The organism is Streptomyces noursei ATCC 11455 (assembly GCF_001704275.1).
Taxonomy (GTDB): Bacteria; Actinomycetota; Actinomycetes; order Streptomycetales; family Streptomycetaceae; genus Streptomyces; species Streptomyces noursei.
In genome coordinates this window covers 9,641,350-9,656,724 of the sequence record NZ_CP011533.1, presented here as the reverse complement: position 1 = coordinate 9,656,724, position 15,375 = coordinate 9,641,350, and the positions used below count along the sequence as shown (strand labels likewise).

11 protein-coding genes and 8 pseudogenes are annotated in these 15,375 nt (G+C 65.1%); 5 read left to right on the top strand and 14 right to left on the bottom strand.

The annotated features are described in order from the left end of the window. Positions 1–32: 32 nt before the first annotated feature. Together SNOUR_RS41290 and SNOUR_RS41285 are read right to left on the bottom strand one after the other, a co-directional pair. Complete coding sequence (locus SNOUR_RS41290; RefSeq protein WP_067342866.1) at positions 33–1,721, bottom strand: ISAzo13 family transposase; 1,689 nt, start codon at positions 1,719–1,721, stop codon at positions 33–35. 257 nt (positions 1,722–1,978) lie between these two features. Next, a complete protein-coding gene (locus SNOUR_RS41285) occupies positions 1,979–2,542 on the bottom strand; it encodes a DUF4142 domain-containing protein (protein WP_159425733.1) in 564 nt (187 codons plus the stop codon). 437 nt (positions 2,543–2,979) lie between these two features. On the opposite strand from SNOUR_RS41285, the pseudogene SNOUR_RS41280 reads away from it, so the two are divergent. The 3 genes and pseudogenes from SNOUR_RS41280 to SNOUR_RS41275 all read left to right on the top strand — a co-directional run. Beyond that, positions 2,980–3,519: pseudogene (locus SNOUR_RS41280) on the top strand (transposase); the annotation flags it as partial. 52 nt (positions 3,520–3,571) lie between these two features. Continuing rightward, positions 3,572–3,742: pseudogene (locus SNOUR_RS45020) on the top strand (IS30 family transposase); the annotation flags it as partial. Positions 3,743–3,813: 71 nt separating this feature from the next. Next, a complete protein-coding gene (locus tag SNOUR_RS41275) occupies positions 3,814–4,194 on the top strand; it encodes a transposase (protein ID WP_312631479.1) in 381 nt (126 codons plus the stop codon). Between the two features lie 35 nt (positions 4,195–4,229). Here SNOUR_RS41275 and SNOUR_RS41270 read toward each other — a convergent pair. Next, positions 4,230–4,460, bottom strand: a pseudogene (locus SNOUR_RS41270) (integrase core domain-containing protein); the annotation flags it as partial. Between the two features lie 90 nt (positions 4,461–4,550). Here SNOUR_RS41270 and SNOUR_RS41265 point away from each other — a divergent pair. Then, positions 4,551–5,355, top strand: a pseudogene (locus SNOUR_RS41265) (transposase family protein). An 88-nt stretch (positions 5,356–5,443) separates the two neighbouring features. On the opposite strand, the gene SNOUR_RS41260 reads toward SNOUR_RS41265, so the two are convergent. The 9 genes and pseudogenes from SNOUR_RS41260 to SNOUR_RS41230 form a co-directional block, all read right to left on the bottom strand. Continuing rightward, positions 5,444–6,796, bottom strand: a complete 1,353-nt coding sequence (locus tag SNOUR_RS41260; protein WP_067342999.1) for an IS30 family transposase — start codon at positions 6,794–6,796, stop codon at positions 5,444–5,446. 59 nt (positions 6,797–6,855) lie between these two features. Beyond that, positions 6,856–7,020: pseudogene (locus SNOUR_RS49015) on the bottom strand (IS3-like element ISPfr13 family transposase); the annotation flags it as partial. Positions 7,021–7,059: 39 nt separating this feature from the next. Further along, positions 7,060–7,839: a transposase family protein gene (locus SNOUR_RS41255; RefSeq protein ID WP_159425735.1), complete on the bottom strand. Its 780-nt coding sequence runs from the start codon at positions 7,837–7,839 to the stop codon at positions 7,060–7,062. Between the two features lie 69 nt (positions 7,840–7,908). Continuing rightward, positions 7,909–8,241 carry an IS3 family transposase gene (locus SNOUR_RS41250; RefSeq protein WP_079141943.1) on the bottom strand — a complete coding sequence of 111 codons (333 nt, stop codon included), beginning with the start codon at positions 8,239–8,241 and terminating at the stop codon, positions 7,909–7,911. Between the two features lie 137 nt (positions 8,242–8,378). Continuing rightward, positions 8,379–8,705, bottom strand: a complete 327-nt coding sequence (locus tag SNOUR_RS41245) for a transposase (RefSeq protein ID WP_067343002.1) — start codon at positions 8,703–8,705, stop codon at positions 8,379–8,381. An 89-nt stretch (positions 8,706–8,794) separates the two neighbouring features. Next, a complete protein-coding gene (locus SNOUR_RS41240) occupies positions 8,795–9,760 on the bottom strand; it encodes an isopenicillin N synthase family dioxygenase (protein WP_067343004.1) in 966 nt (321 codons plus the stop codon). Between the two features lie 198 nt (positions 9,761–9,958). Further along, positions 9,959–10,399 carry a transposase gene (locus tag SNOUR_RS41235; RefSeq protein WP_312631485.1) on the bottom strand — a complete coding sequence of 147 codons (441 nt, stop codon included), beginning with the start codon at positions 10,397–10,399 and terminating at the stop codon, positions 9,959–9,961. A 38-nt stretch (positions 10,400–10,437) separates the two neighbouring features. Further along, complete coding sequence (locus tag SNOUR_RS44225) at positions 10,438–10,782, bottom strand: transglycosylase family protein (protein WP_099055777.1); 345 nt, start codon at positions 10,780–10,782, stop codon at positions 10,438–10,440. A 275-nt stretch (positions 10,783–11,057) separates the two neighbouring features. Further along, a pseudogene (locus SNOUR_RS41230) lies at positions 11,058–11,862 on the bottom strand (transposase family protein). Positions 11,863–12,610: 748 nt separating this feature from the next. On the opposite strand from SNOUR_RS41230, the gene SNOUR_RS41225 reads away from it, so the two are divergent. Next, a complete protein-coding gene (locus SNOUR_RS41225) occupies positions 12,611–13,420 on the top strand; it encodes a transposase family protein (RefSeq protein WP_067343008.1) in 810 nt (269 codons plus the stop codon). A gap of 246 nt (positions 13,421–13,666) precedes the next feature. Here SNOUR_RS41225 and SNOUR_RS49010 read toward each other — a convergent pair. Together SNOUR_RS49010 and SNOUR_RS44220 are read right to left on the bottom strand one after the other, a co-directional pair. Beyond that, positions 13,667–14,070: pseudogene (locus tag SNOUR_RS49010) on the bottom strand (helix-turn-helix domain-containing protein); the annotation flags it as partial. An 84-nt stretch (positions 14,071–14,154) separates the two neighbouring features. Beyond that, a pseudogene (locus SNOUR_RS44220) lies at positions 14,155–15,375 on the bottom strand (ISAzo13 family transposase); the annotation flags it as partial.

Genomic DNA, 15,375 nt, shown 5'->3' with positions numbered 1-15,375 from the left:
CAGGACATCACAGAGCCCTCAGGGCTTGCCGATCAATAACTCGCCGTCTTGATCTCTGATGGGCAGGTGATGCCTGCCGCCGCTGCGAAAGCCTGGAGGTCTTCGAGGGCGGCGAGACGGGTGTCGGCGGGATGAACGGTGTATCCGGCGGTGTCGAGGAGCTGGCGGATGTCGCGGATGCGCCGGTTGATGGTTTCGGGTGTGACGGTGAAGAGGCGGGCGACGGTGACCTGCGGGAGCCCGTGCCGGTAGTGGAGGAGGGCGGCCAGTAGGCGGTCGGCGAGGGTGAGGATGGGACGACGGCCTGTCAGGGGGCCACCCTTGATGCGGGGTCGGTGGCCACGCCGCTTGTCCAGGTGCGTTTCCCGCTGCTCCTCATGGAGGGCGGTGAGTGTGGAGATCAGCGCATCCCACTCGGCGGGCGGCAGTCCGGTCAGGGCCGGGTGGCACAGCCAGGCAAGGTCGGGACTGGGCTGATCGAACGGGTCCGGGACATCACTGACCTGGGCATACGGCTCGGGTCGGAGACTGTAGTTCCAGTCGCCGTGCCAGGCATGACGGTCCAGCGGCAAGGCTGCCATCTGCCGGTCGCCGATGCGGACACCGGTTTCATAGGTGGCGGTGTCGAGTTCGGAGCGGATGGTCAGGCCGGTGCGGGTGGTGGTCGCCGCGATGCTGTTCACGATGACTTCGTGGCTGGTCAGGGGCTTGCCTCGCCAGTTCATGGTGATGTGGGAGAACAGCCGGTGTTCCACTTTGTTCCATTTTGATGTGCCTGGAGGATAGTGACACACGGCGATCTCCAGGCCCGTCTCCAGGGCCAGCGCGGCGAGTTCGGCCTTCCAGGCACGGGTGCGATAGCCGTTGGAGCCGCCCGCGTCCGCAGTGATCAGCAGGCGGCCTGAGCGCGGGTACGCGGCGCGGCCCACCGCGTGCCACCAGCGGCGCAACGTCTGGACGGCGAAGGCGGCGGTGTCGTGGTCGGTGCCGACGCTGACCCAGCCAGCATCCGCGGCCAGGTCGTAGATCCCGTATGGGATCGCCTTGCCCAGGTCGGCGTCGGGAAAGTCATGGGTACGGACCCGGACCGGATCGCCTTCACGACACCACTGGCGGCCGGCGTTCTTGTAGTTGCCCACCAACTCTTTCTTCTTCGTGTCCACGCTGACCACCGGATCTCCGGCTGCCTGGAACTGTTTGGCCTGCTCGTTGATGTAGCGGAACTGTGCGTCCCGGTCCGGGTGCTGGGCGCCCTCGATGGTCTTGGCGTTGCCCTGGAGGCTGAAGCCCTCCTCCCGCAGCAGCACGGCAACCGTGTCCGCCGAGACCCGATGGCCCTGCCGCGTCAGCTCGGCCGCCAGGTGCCGGGTCGACTTCACCGTCCAGCGCAGCGGCGACATCGGATCCCCACGCATGTCCGGCTCGACCAGGGCCAGCAGCGCGGGCCGCAGCCCCTGATCGAGATCGACCGCGCGCTTGCGCCCGCCGCCCTCCCGACGGACACGTCCCAACGGTGCCTGGCCGGACTCAAGTTCTCTCACGCCGCGCGAAACGGTGCCCTCCCGGACCCCGGCCGCGCGGGCGACGAGCTTGATCCCGCCGTGTCCCAGTGACCGTGCTTCTGCTCCTATAGCCAGCCGCCGTTGACGCTCGTCGAGATGCGGGAACAGCGTCTCGAACTTCGCGGTCAGTGCGGCTTCGATCCCCTCCGGTCTCCCCATACCACAACAACGAGCCTCGAAGCCGGAAGCGACGGCTTGTTTCCCGGCAAGCCCTCAGTGCAGGCCAGTTGACACACCTAACAAAGCCCTAATAGGCCGGTGGCCCACAACCGGTTGGGCGCCTCGGCGGTGAAGTCGCGGCCCACCAGGTGGGCTTCGGTTCGGAGTCGCGGTACATCCGCACCGCACGCTCACGCAACTCCAACGGGTATTTTCTGGGAGCAGCCATGGTCACAAGTCGGGCCTCTCATGAGACCCTATGCCCCTCCGTCAACTCCTTCCGCATCTCGGGGGAAGTTCAGGGGGCAGATCCCGCCGCTGACTGCCTGGAGGTGCTTAGCCACTGTGGGCCGGGCGGCCTGGGCGATCGCGCGGATCTCGGTGTCCTTGCCGGAGGACACTTCCTTGTCGATCAGTGCAAGGGCCTGCCGGTGGCTCGTGTCTTGGTCCCGCAGCCACACCCGGTTGTAGACTCGTTTACCGTGCAGGGACTTTAGCTTGGTGAGCTGTTTCTGCTGAGCAGCTGCCGCGGTGGAGGGCAGGGTGATGCTCTCACTGCGGGCTAGCGCCATGACCTGCGCATCGAACTCGGTGTGGTCGCGTACGAACATGTTCGCTGCTTGTTTCACACATGCGCTGGTGGTGTGCTCCTGGGCATCCTTGGCGGTGGCGATCTCGGCAAGATTGCCCTGGTGGATCGTCTTGAGGAAGGTGACGTCGGGTCCGGTGACCGGGGCTGCCGCCGTAGCCGGAACGGTGACTCCGGCCACGGCGAGCGCCATGGTTGCGACGGCTGCGCCGCACGGGCGGTTCATTCGCATGGTGTCCTCCGCGTGTCCGAGGAGCCGGCCGATGTGCTGGGCGCTCGTGTAGCGGACGCGCCGGCCTCGCCGTCTCCTGGGCCAGGCTGACTGCTTTCGCCGCCGCTCGCTTGTCGAGCCACCCGACGGAAGTGTCACATCCTCCGAAAAATCCGGGCCTGGCCTGGGCAATGTGGCCATGCGCGGTCGCACGACCAGGTTCGCCTGAGCCGGTGAAGAGGGGGCACCACCACCCTCAGAGCGCTGCCCCGCGCTGCTGCCGGCGCCGCCCGCCACGCTCCGTGTTCTGCGGCAAGCACGGCTCAAGACGAGCCCACTCCCGATCCAACAGATCGCCTCGCCCACACGGCCCTGATCGATCCGTGGCCCATGTCGTCACCGACCCGAGTGTGGGAGTGTTCAATGATTGGCGGATCCGATGATCAAGGAGACGCCAGATGAGCGACACGACCATCGAGCAGATACCGGGCAGCGAGCCGGCAGCGGAAGCCGCGGCGGCGAGTGACGAGCAGTTGGTCGCGGTGCTCGTGGAGCGGGCCCGGTCGGAGGGCCTGCAGCTGACCGGGGAGGGTGGGCTGCTCCAGCAGTTGACCCAGCGGGTGCTGGAGTCCGCCCTGGAGGGCGAGATCGCCGATCACCTCGGATACGAGAAGCATGACGCCGAGGGCCGTGGCAGCGGCAACAGCCGCAACGGGACCCGGGCGAAGTCGGTGCTCACCGATGTGGGCCCGGTCGAGGTCAAGGTCCCCCGGGACGTGGCGGGTTCGTTCGAGCCGCAGATCGTCAAGAAGCGGTAGCGGCGCCTGTCCGGGGTGGACGAAATGGTGTTGTCGCTGTCCGCGAAGGGCCTGACGCACGGGGAAATCTCCGCGCATCTGGCCGAGGTCTACGGCGCGAGCGTGTCCAAGGCGACCATCTCCACGATCACCGACAAGGTGATGGAAGGCATGGCGGAATGGCCCAACCGCCCCCTGGACCGCGCTTGAGTTCTATCGGTGGTTGCGAACGCTCCGGAAGGAGAGCGTTCGGATGCCGAAGTACGCCCCGAACAAGATGCCGTCGGCAGTGAAGAAGCGGTACTTCGAACTGCTGAGGGAGGGCTACAAGGGTGCGGCTGCCGCCAGGGTGGTCGGAGTCTCGACCAGCTGCGGTTCGAACTGGTTCATCGAAGCTGGAAGCATGATCCTCCCCGACACCGGAACTGGACAAGCAGCTCACGGACAATGCTGCCCGGATGCAGAGCCTTGTGGAGGCATCCGGGCAGCGCGCTGATGGACACCCCAGGCATCGGGCCAGTCATAGCCGCCCGGCTGATCGGCCGCACCCGACGGGCACACCGATTCCCCACCTCGGCGGCGTTCGCGAACTACGCCGGTGCCGCCCCAGTGGAGATCGCCAGCGCGGACAAGGCCCGCCACCGGCTCTCCCGCTCCGGCGACCGCCAGCTCAATTCTGTCCTCCACACCATCGCAGTCGTGCAGATACGGATGCCGAAATCACCCGGACACGCCTACTACCAGCGCAAACTCTCCGAGGGCAAGACGCCGAAGGAAGCGAAGCGCTGCCTGAAACGCCGCTTGGCCGACCACGTGTGGCGCGTCATGATCGCCGACGAACGAGAAGCCAAGTCCATCCCTGGCCAGGCGGCTTGACAAGACACAGAGGCACCCCGGGTTCCATAGAGATCTCAGACTGTGGTTGTGAACTGGGGTTTCGTGAGTTCGGTGTAGTAGTTGGCTTCGTATTCGACGGGCGGGACGTGGCCTACCTCACCGTGGAGTCTTCGGTGGTTGTACCAGTCGGCCCACTCGGCGGTGGCCAACTCGACCTGAGAGAGCGTCCTCCAGGGCCGCTGGGGCTTGATCAATTCGGTTTTGCACAGGCCGATCGTGGACTCCATCAGGGCGTTGTCGTACGCGTCACTGAACCTCTTTCATCCTGCCTCTGCGAGGGTGAAATGCCTGGTCAGAGGGGAGTTAGTGACAAGACAGGGCCCCTGGTCGTTGCTGTGGTGACATCACTCATCACGCAGCGTCCGAGGAGCCCTGTTGGTTCCGTATTCTTCCATGCGCGACGTCCCGCACGAACTCGTTGAGCACGTTTCCTGGCTGATCCATGCCCGCCGGCAGGAGCTGAACTCGCCCTGGCGACGGCTCGGTTGCTTCAAGCAGGCCCTACTGGTGTTGGCGCACCTTCGGAAGAACGAGACGTTCGCGCAGGTCGGAGCCGGTTTCGGGGTATCGGAGGCGACGGCTTGGCGGTACGTGGACGAGACCTTGATGATCCTCGCCTCGTGGGCACCCGGCCTGCGCGAGGCCCTGGTGGGCCTGGGTGAGGGCGACTTCGTCGTCGTTGACGGGACACTGATCCCCACCGACCGCATCGCCGCAGACGAGCCGTACTACAGCCAAAAACACAAGCGGCACGGAATGAACGTGCAGGTCATCGCGTCCCCAGACGGCACTCCACTGTGGTTCTCCCGCGCGTTGCCCGGACGCACCCACGACCTGACCGCGGCACGGGCTCACGGCATCGTCCAGGCCTGCCTCACCAGGCAGATCCTCGTCCTGGCCGACCGCGCCTACCAAGGCGCCGGCGCAACCGTCCGCACCCCCTACAAGAACCACCGCGAACAACCCGACCACTACCAACTGTTCAACCGCGACCACGCCCGCCTCCGAGCACCGGGCGAACGCGCCTTCGCCCAACTCAAGCAATGGCGGACCCTCCGCCAGGCACGATGCTCAACCAACCGCATCAGCCGCATCGTCCAGGCCGTTCACACGCTCCTGACCTGCGACTACTCAGGATGAAAGAGGTTCACTGACGGATCCAATACTCGCCGCGATGCCGGCAGCGTCCAGGTGCTCGGCGAGCTTGAACGATGTGTACTGCTTGGTCTCAATCGGTCGTCGCAACACCGGCTACCTGGAGAGATGGTAGATGCTCGTTGAGGGTGAAGGCGACGGCCTGGAGCTCGTCGGCGTTCCACCGCGACAGGTCCGTACCTTTGGGAAGGTACTGCCGCAGCAGACCGTTCGTGTTCTCGTTGGTGCCCCGCTGCCAGGGGCTGTGCGGGTCGGCGAAGTATACCTGGAGCCCGGATTCGACGCGTAGTTGGGCGTGCTGGGCCAGTTCCGTGCCGCGGTCCCAGGTCAGCGACCTGCGCAGTTGCTCGGGCAGCGTGGTGATGGTGGCGGTGATCGCGTCCTTCACGGCCTCGGCGCCGCGGCCGGCCAGCGCAGGCCCGTTCTTGGTACGTGGTTCGGTGCCGGAGCCCTCCATCCGGGGCAGGTGCAGCAGCATCGTGAACCTGGTGCTGCGCTCCACCAGCGTGCCGATCGCGGACCGGCCGGTGCCGATAATGAGGTCGCCCTCCCAGTGACCTGGGACCGCACGGTCCTCGGCCTCGGCGGGCCGCTCGCTGATCAGCGCATCGGCGGTGACGTGCCCACGGACGCTCTGCCTGGAGCGTTCCCGCGGGACCCGCAGCGATCGCCCAGTGCGCAGACAGGCGACCAACTCGCGCTTGAGCGCACCGCGTCCTTGCACGTAGAGGGCCTGGTAGATCGCTTCCGGGGAGATGCGCATGGACTCATCATCGGGGAAGTCCACCTTGAGCCGCTGCGATATCTGCTCCGGGCTCCACGCCGTCGCCCAGAGGCGGTCCTGCCGCCTCGGCTTGTTCCGGCCCTTCCACGGCGGCACCTGCGGTCCCTCGACGATCTGACCGTCCACGGCATGGGCGACGGCCTCGGCCAGTCGTTCCTGCACGTAGTCGCGCAGACGCTCGTTGGCCACCAGCTTCGCCGTCTTCGGCCGCTTCGCACGCCGCTCGGCGTGCCACTGCGCCAGCGAGACCCGGTACTCCAGGTGGTAGGTCCGGGTCGAGGCGTTGCGCCGCAGCTCCCTCGAGACCGTCGAGGGCAAACGCCCCAGACGCCGCGCGATCGCACGGACGCCGAAGTCCTGAGCACGCAGCACAGCGGCCTCCTCCCGTTCGGCGAACGACAGGTATCGGCCCGACACGGTCAGGGCAAGGCACGGATTCACCCCGCCAGCATGACGAAACCACCGCGGCCCCACCGCCGGGGAGACCCCGATCGCGACCGCCGCGTCCACCGAGCTCAGCCCCCGCACAATCGCCCGCCAGAACCCAACACGGTCCTCACGCCACGCGACCCCCGGCCGGCCCGGCGAGGGCATCTGCCCGCGATACTCCCGCGCCGCCCACTGCCGATTCCCCACACCCATCCGCAAACCTCCAGCTCACAGAGGTGTTGCGACGACCAGTTGAATCCGCCCTGCGACCCGGCGTCGGAGTGATGGATCAACTCTCCTGGCTGAACGGCCTGTTGGTCGCGGTCGCGTTGCCAGATGGCCATCTCCAGGGCGTCCAGGACAAAGACGGTCTCCTTCACGGTGGCCGCGGACCAGCCGACGATCCGGCGGGAGAAGGTGTCCACGACGAACGCGACATAGACGGTCGCGGACCAGGAGGGTTATTCACGTAGGCCTCACCAGCCTCTTGTGTAGAAGGTGAGGGCGGTGACGGTCTTGACGATGTCGGGGAAGCGGGTGAGGGGGCCGCGGTAGCGGGTGGCGAGAATCTTCCAGTTCTTCAGGTGCGCGATGGCCCGTTCGACTGCGGCTCGGAGCGTGTTGACGGAGCGGTTGGCTCTCTTGTCTCCGGCGGATCGTTCCTGGCCGGGCGGCTTGCGCCTGGGGGTGAACAGTCGGGAGCCGGCGTAGCCCAGGTCGCCTATGCCCTCGCGTTCGGCGAATGCCTCGGGGAAGTGGGACTGGCGCCAGGCGTGCATGTCGTGCCGGCTGCCGGGCACCGGCGCGGAGACCGCGAGCAGGTCGCCGGCGAGAGTGGCGGCGATCTGCAGGTTGAAGCCGGTGTCGCGGTGCTTGCCGGAGAACATCGTGGTGCCCTCGCTGGACCAGTCCCACGTCGTGACCAAGGTGCCATCCACGAGTACGATCCGGCCGGCAGAGGCCTCGGTGGGATCGGGAACGTGCGTGGCCAGGACCTTCTCCACCATCGGCAGCAGGGCCGTCCACCTCCTGGAGACGGTGGCCTGGGAGATCCCGAACAACTCGGCGGCCACCTCCTGCACCGGGTTCTGCCGCAGCAGGAACAGCACCAACACCACCGACTTGTACAGGCCCAGCGCCCACATCCGCCCCGGCATCACCGGCGGATCCGGATCCTGCACGAGCTCTTGGTGAACTCGTGCGACCAGCCCGTCAAGTTGCTCGGTGTCCAGTCCTGTCGTAATGTTCCAGCTCAACGGCCCTGCCACGGTAGTTAACTGACGCTCTCTCAAACGTCACGCTACCGAGCAGGGCCGTCCTCGTGATCAAGAACGATGGTTGAAACCCCCGTGAATAGGCCTCCAGGTCTTCACGTGGGTGAAGTCCGCCACCCAGCACCGGTTCGGAGCGGCGGCTACGAAGTCGCGGTCGACCAGATCGGGGGCGTGCTGGACCTGTCCGCCGGGGATCGTGGTGATGACGCGTCTGCCGCACACGGCGCCCTGGATGCCGAGTTCGCGCATCAGGCGCTCGACGGTGCAGCGGGCCACCGCATGTCCCTGGCGGTTCAGTTCGCGCCAGATCTTCCGGGCGCCGTAGACACAGTAGTTGGACGTGTAGACGTCCTGGATCCTTTCCTTGAGCTCCTCGTCGCGCATGGAACGGGCGGAGGGAGTTTCGAGGTGTTTCTTGTGGGCGTAGTACGTGGAAGGGGCGATCTTGCAGTCGTGTGCGGTGAGCGTCCTGCAGATCGGCTCGACCCCGCCGAAGCGGTCCCGGTGCTCGTCGATGAACGCTACGAGCGCGTGTGTGGCCGGTCGAGCTCGGCCGCGAAGAAACTCGCCGCAGCCTTCAGGATCTCATTCGCCCGCTTCAACTCGGCGTTCTCCTTCTTCAACGCCTTGAGCTGGGCGGACTCCTCCTTCGTCGTCCCCGGACGCTGCCCAGCGTCGATCTCTTGCTGCTTCACCCAGTTCCGCAGAGTCTCGCGGGAGCCGATGCCGAGCTTGTCCGCGACCACCTGCAAGGCGGCCGTCTCGTTCGGGTAGTCGTCGCACACTTCGGCGACCATACGAACCGCACGATGGCGCAGCTCAAGCGGGTAACGGGAGGGTCGTGCCATGACTCAATCCTTTCACGGAATCGAGTCTCTATTCGAATCGGGGCGGTTCACGGAGAGTCGCCGAAACAGGTTGACAACCCCATTGGGAATCAGTAGCTCGTCGAGTACATGCGACCGGAGCGCCTCTCGGTGATGTACTGGCCAATTGTGATGGGCTGGTAGCGTGGTGTGGCGCCGGGTGGGATGCAGTTAGGCAGGCAGCGGATCTCTGCGTCCCAGTTGCCGTCGTGAAAATATGCGGCTGAGCGGCGGCGGACGGCATTCCCTTCATCGTCGGTCGGCGGCAGAACACGATGCAGCGCGGACCGCCACCGGTCATTGGTCCAGCGAGCCAATAGGTCGCCTAGGTTGACCAGCAGGCATCCGGGTTCCGGCCGTACGTCGAGCCAGCTGCCCCTGGAGGTAAGGACCTGCAACCCTTGCACGTTGTCGACCCACAGTACGGTGAGGATTCCGTAGTCGGTGTGTGCACCCATCCCGATCTGGTTCCGGTCGAGGGCGGAGTCCGTGCCGGGATGAGGGTAGTGGTTCATGCGCAGCGTGGCGATCGGATGGTCTGTAAACGGCACGAAGTAACTTTCCTCTACGCCCAGCGCATACGAGAAGATCCCCGTCAGCCGTCGGGTGAACTCACCTAATTGGGCATACAATTTCTCGACCACCTCACGGAAACCCAACAGCGGTGGCCAGTTGTTAGGAGGGTAGTGTGCTGGAGGAAGATCTAACCCTGGGAAGTCGGACCCCTGCGAGCCGATCTCGAATGCCTCGAAAAGATCTGCCGCAGCTGTGGGGCTGAGCTTCTCGGCACGCTGCGGGATGTAGCCGCGACCGGTGCCGGGGAGTGACGCGCGCAGCTTCCTCTTCTCCTCCAGTGGCAGCGCGAAGAGTGCATCGAGCGCTTCGGTGAATGCTTGCACTGCGGACATCGGAATTCCATGCCCCATGATCTGCATAATGCCGAGAGCGCTCGCCGCGTCGTCAACTACGACGGCGATAGCTGCACGGCCTGCATCGCCTCCAGTATCCCAGCCGGAGATGTCGACGACGGGGATCATACCGCCGACAGCCGAGGATTCCTGGAGCCTGGATCCTTCCGACGTAAGCCCGCCTACGGCCTTACCCTTCGCGCTATCTGCACTCCCGCACACTTCTTGACTCCTCCAATTCTGGAGAAAATTCAGTTCTCCAATCAACGACTTACATACCGAATTATCCCCCTGCAGCTCCATCTTGAGTCGAAACTGGTGGCTTTCCTACTCGATCGTGTAGCGGACATGGTGGGCTCTGGAGTAGCCGCAGACGATGTGGGGTTGGTGTTGTCTGCGGCGCAGAAAGCGCAGGGTTTCGCGGGCGAGGTCGTCGACGGTGGTGGCGCGGGCGGCGTGGACGTGGTGTTTCAGGTCGGCGTTCAGCAGTTCGCCGGGGTTGAGTTCGGGGCTGTACCCGGGCATCAGATGCAGCTCGACGCGCTGGGCGTTCTTCTCGAGCCAGGCCCGGACGGCCTTGCTGCGGTGGACCGGGTGCCGGTCAGCGATCATGTGGCCCTTGCGACCGGCCTGCTCCGCGAGGCGGTCGAGGAACGTGCGCATCACCTCCGCGGTGAACGTGCCGGGAAGACGGTGACCACAGGGCTCCGTCGAGACATAAGACGACTTCGGGTTCGCCGTCCTCGGGTATGACCTCGCGGTCGGCAATCACATCACCCTGGAGAGGTACCGCTGAAAGGCTCAACTCAGCTTCGTCGAGAACATACGGGCCAAGCGCGCCAGCCCTGTGCTTTGAGGACCCTTTCGGCGATCGCCATCTGCGCTGCCCGGGAAGCTTGATGTGCAAAGGGAGCGTACTGTTGGCCTCCAAATTTTCTCCAGGTTTCTGCAGAGAACTGCAATCCGCCGTAGTAGCCGTTTCCTGTCGCGATGTTCCAACGACCATCGCTCTCGCAAGCTGCCACGGCATCCCACCTGACGCTGGCGGTTCGTGCTGTAGCGGTGCTTGTCGCCTGAAAGCAGGTGATGCCAACTGCTAGCAACAAACAGGAGAATGTGCGGAGCGCGGAGAGAGTCGCCACATGAAACATGAATGGATCCAATGTTTGGGGACAGGGGAAGTTGCCAGACTGGCTGGTCGTGGGAAACAGTAGCTCCTGCTCCAGGAGGTGCTCGGGAGTCCAAGAGACCACTCATGCGGCTCTCATAGCTCGTCGTTTTGAGAGCTCTACCCGTACCGCCATTTTGCATCGAAACGGGCAGATGACGGTGTTGGTGCTTTCACTGTTCCCGCTGCGTCGCACGACGCAGCCCATGGCACACGAAACGAGTAACACGATTCACCAGTTGGCTCAGTGAACCTCTTTCATCCTGAGTAGTCGCAGGTCAGGAGCGTGTGAACGGCCTGGACGATGCGGCTGATGCGGTTGGTTGAGCATCGTGCCTGGCGGAGGGTCCGCCATTGCTTGAGTTGGGCGAAGGCGCGTTCGCCTGGTGCTCGGAGGCGGGCGTGGTCGCGGTTGAACAGTTGGTAGTGGTCGGGTTGTTCGCGGTGGTTTTTGTAGGGGGTGCGGACGGTTGCGCCGGCGCCTTGGTAGGCGCGGTCGGCCAGGACGAGGATCTGCCTGGTGAGGCAGGCCTGGACGATGCCGTGAGCCCGTGCCGCGGTCAGGTCGTGGGTGCGTCCGGGCAACGCGCGGGAGAACCACAGTGGAGTGCCGTCTGGGGACGCGATGACCTGCACGTTCATTCCGTGCCGCTTGTGTTTTTGGCTGTAGTACGGCTCGTCTGCGGCGATGCGGTCGGTGGGGATCAGTGTCCCGTCAACGACGACGAAGTCGCCCTCACCCAGGCCCACCAGGGCCTCGCGCAGGCCGGGTGCCCACGAGGCGAGGATCATCAAGGTCTCGTCCACGTACCGCCAAGCCGTCGCCTCCGATACCCCGAAACCGGCTCCGACCTGCGCGAACGTCTCGTTCTTCCGAAGGTGCGCCAACACCAGTAGGGCCTGCTTGAAGCAACCGAGCCGTCGCCAGGGCGAGTTCAGCTCCTGCCGGCGGGCATGGATCAGCCAGGAAACGTGCTCAACGAGTTCGTGCGGGACGTCGAGCATGGAAGAATACGGAACCAACAGGGCTCCTCGGACGCTGCGTGATGAGTGATGTCACCACAGCAACGACCAGGGGCCCTGTCTTGTCACCAACTCCCCTCTGACCAGGCATTTCACCCTCGCAGAGGCAGGATGAAAGAGGTTCAGTGCGATCCCGTGTCCGTCGAAGCGATGCCTAGCGATTCACCCGAGCGCCGGACCTCGTGTGCTGGGTGAGAAGGTTGGCTAAGGATTCCCAGCGCAGGGCCTCCGTCAAGCGTGTCTTTCTTTTTAGGGCGGAGAACTTGCCATGAGAGACAAGACAGCCGAGCTTCGCCAGTCGAGAGACGGCTACATGTCTCCGGATGCGCGCCCCGGACATTCGATGCAACATGGCACATGCCTCACGGGGCAAGATCCGTATGCGAGTACCCGAAAGGACAAGCGGAATCCACAGACCACCACCGGTCACACCCCGACCACGCACTCGACCTGAGAGTGCCCGCCAACTGAGAACGTCGCGCCTTGGGTCAGCCCGCCCCCTTGCAGACACCGCATGCCGCTGGTGAGATCGCACCGGAAGACCAGCCGTCACCCTCTACGACACCACGAGTTCAACCTCAGTAACCACCCATCTCGACAAGCGAGAACGCTTCAGCCCTGACCCAAGCAGCCCTCGTCCTCAACAACGCCTGACGATCATGAACGCTGAGAAAACCTCATTGAGGTGTTCTCAGCGAAAGGGGTGCGGTCCGGGCTGGTGAAGACGTGAAGCCCCTGGTAGGAACGGGTCTGCCAAGATCACGTTCCTGAATCCCAGAGGCTTCACGATGGTTCGCTATTCTGCCATGCTCGACGTGCCACGCCCGGTGGTGGAGTACTTGTCCCGGCTGTTGGCCGCGCACCGCCGTGCGATCGGCACGCCGAAGGGATCGCGGGCACTGGGCCCGTTCCGCCAGGCGGTGTTGATACTGCGCTGGTTCCGGGAGAAGAGGTGTGTGCACTGCGCCGCGGTGGATGCTGGGATCTCGCAAGCCACCGGCTACCGCTACCTTCATGAAGGCATCGACGTTCTCGCGGGGCAGGCCCCTGACCTGCACGAAGTCCTCCAGCAGTGCCGGCGCGAGGGGACGAGCCATGTGGTCCTGGACGGCACACTGATCGAGTGTGACCGGCTCGCCGGGGCGCGGGAGACGGGGACGGACTGGTGGTACTCAGCCAAGCACAAGGCCTTCGGTGGGAATATCCAGTTCCTCTCTGCCCCCGACGGTACCCCGCTGTGGGTTTCCGACGTCGAGCCCGGCTCCGTTCCAGACATCACCGCCACTCGACACCACGTGCTACCCGCGCTCTACAAGGCGGCCGCCGAAGGCCTGCCGACCCTGGCCGACAAGGGCTACCAAGGCGCCGGCATCGGAGTGCACACCCCCATCAAGCGGCCCTGCGGCCGCTCCGAGAAAGCTCTGCATGTCAACAACCGCACCTACAACCAACTCCTCCGCGGCATCCGAGCACTGGGCGAACGCACCGCCGCTGAACTCAAGCAACGCTGGCGGGCCCTACAGCACGTTACCCTCAGCCCCAGCCGCATCGGCGCCATCGCCCAAGCCGCCCTCACCCTCAACAACCAATGGAAATAACCCCCGTTGAGAAAACCTCAATGGACGCCAGCCTTCGCCGCGCTGGTCACCGCATCTTCGTGCTCACGAGGCACGGCAAGGCAGACTGTGCCGCACATGGCTGGCCCAACGCACCGGCTGGCTGTGACCGCACCGTCTCCCGGCTATACTTTCCCTCCCTGTCACGGGTGAACGCCGCCACCAGTGATCGCCTGGGTTGAGCCAGTCCCACACCACCACGATCGGAACCTTAGGGCTCGCAGAGAATCAACATGCGGATTTGATCTTCCCTGGGGGCTGGTTGCCGTACTTGTTGAGGTGGGCGGCGACGTCCGTGGGAGTGCGGAATCGGGCGGTTGAGGCCGGGATGGCTGTGTCGGTCAGGAGGGGCCGGACTTCCTGGACGGCCCGGGTGAGGGTGCTCGTGGCGACGCCGAAGAGCCTGGCAAGCAGTTCGTGAGTGCCGATCCTGCGCAGGCACAGCACCGTGGCCAGGATCCGGTCGCTGTCGGAAAGCTTGTCCTTGGAGCCTGCGCCTGGTGCGCGAAGTCGCTCACCGCCCCGGCGTTCGTGGCGAAGCCGTTCGCGCTGGTCCGCCAGAGCCGGGCTCAAGGAGTGGGTCAGAGCGTCCAGTTGCTCGGTGGTCATGCCGGTCAGCTCCGGTCCCGCAGTGGAGAGGTGCTGAACCCAGTCAAGTGAACGGGCCGTTCTACGTCGATCGCGGAGGAGGCCCTGGGGTCTGTCTCGCAGTCGGGAGGTGCCTGGGGGCGGTGGTGGAGCGTGTAGTTCCAGTCGCCGTGGAAGCGGTGCCGGCTCAGCGGCAGCGCGTCGATCTCGCCGTCGGTGATCTTCACACCGGTGTCGTAAGTGCCTGTGTCGAGTTCGGCGTGGACTTTCAACCCGGTGCAGGTGGTGGTCGCAGCGATGCTGTTGACGACGACGTCGTGGCTGGTCAGCGGTCTGCCGCGCCAGTTCATGGAGATGTGGGAGAACAGCCGGTGTTCCACTTTGTTCCACTTCGAAGTCCCAGGGGGCATGTGGCAGACCGTGATGTCCAGGCCCGTCTCACCGGCGAACGCGGCGAGTTCGGTCTTCCAGGCACGGGTGCGGTAGCCATTGGAACCGCCCGCGTCCGCAGTGATCAGCAACCGGGTCGCACGTGGGTAGTCGTGCCGGCCCCGGGCCTGCCACCAGCGGCGGATGGATTCCACGGCGAAAGCGGCTGTGTCGTGATCGCATCCGACATTCACCCAGCCGGTATTCGCGGCCAAGTCGTAGATGCCATAGGGGATCGCCTTGCCCGGGCCCTGCCGGTCCAGGAAGTCATGTGTCTTGACCAGCACCGGCTCGCCGGCCGGACGCCACTGACATCCGGCGTTCTTGTAATCGCCCACCAGCTCCTTCTTCTTCGTGTCCACGCTGATCACCGGCTGCCCGGCGGCCATGTGCCCCTTGGCCCGGTCGTTGATATAGCGGAACTGGGCATCCCGATCCGGGTGCTGCCTGCCCTCCACGGTCTTGGCGTTGGCCTGCAGACTGAAGCCCTCCTCCCGCAGCAGATCCCCGACCGTGTCCGCACTCACCTTGTGCCCCTGACGAGTCAGCTCGGCCGCGAGGTTCCTGGTCGACTTCACCGTCCAGCGCAGCGGCGACATCGGATCGCCCCGCTCGTCCGGCTCCACCAGCGCCAACAACGCGCGCCTCAACCCCGGGTCAAGGACGGCAGACTTCTTCCTTCCACCACCGGGCCGCCGCACCCGGCCCAGCGGTTCCTCGCCTGCCTCCAGCTCATCGACGCCCTTACGGACCGTGGTCTCGCTGACCTGGGCCGCCTGGGCAACCGCCCGGATCCCGCCGTGCCCCAGGATCCGGGCCTCGGCCCCCATCAGGAGACGCCGCTGTCGCTCATCCAGATGTGGAAACAACACCTCAAACTTCACAGCGAGTTGGTCACGGATCGACTTGGGGACGCGCAT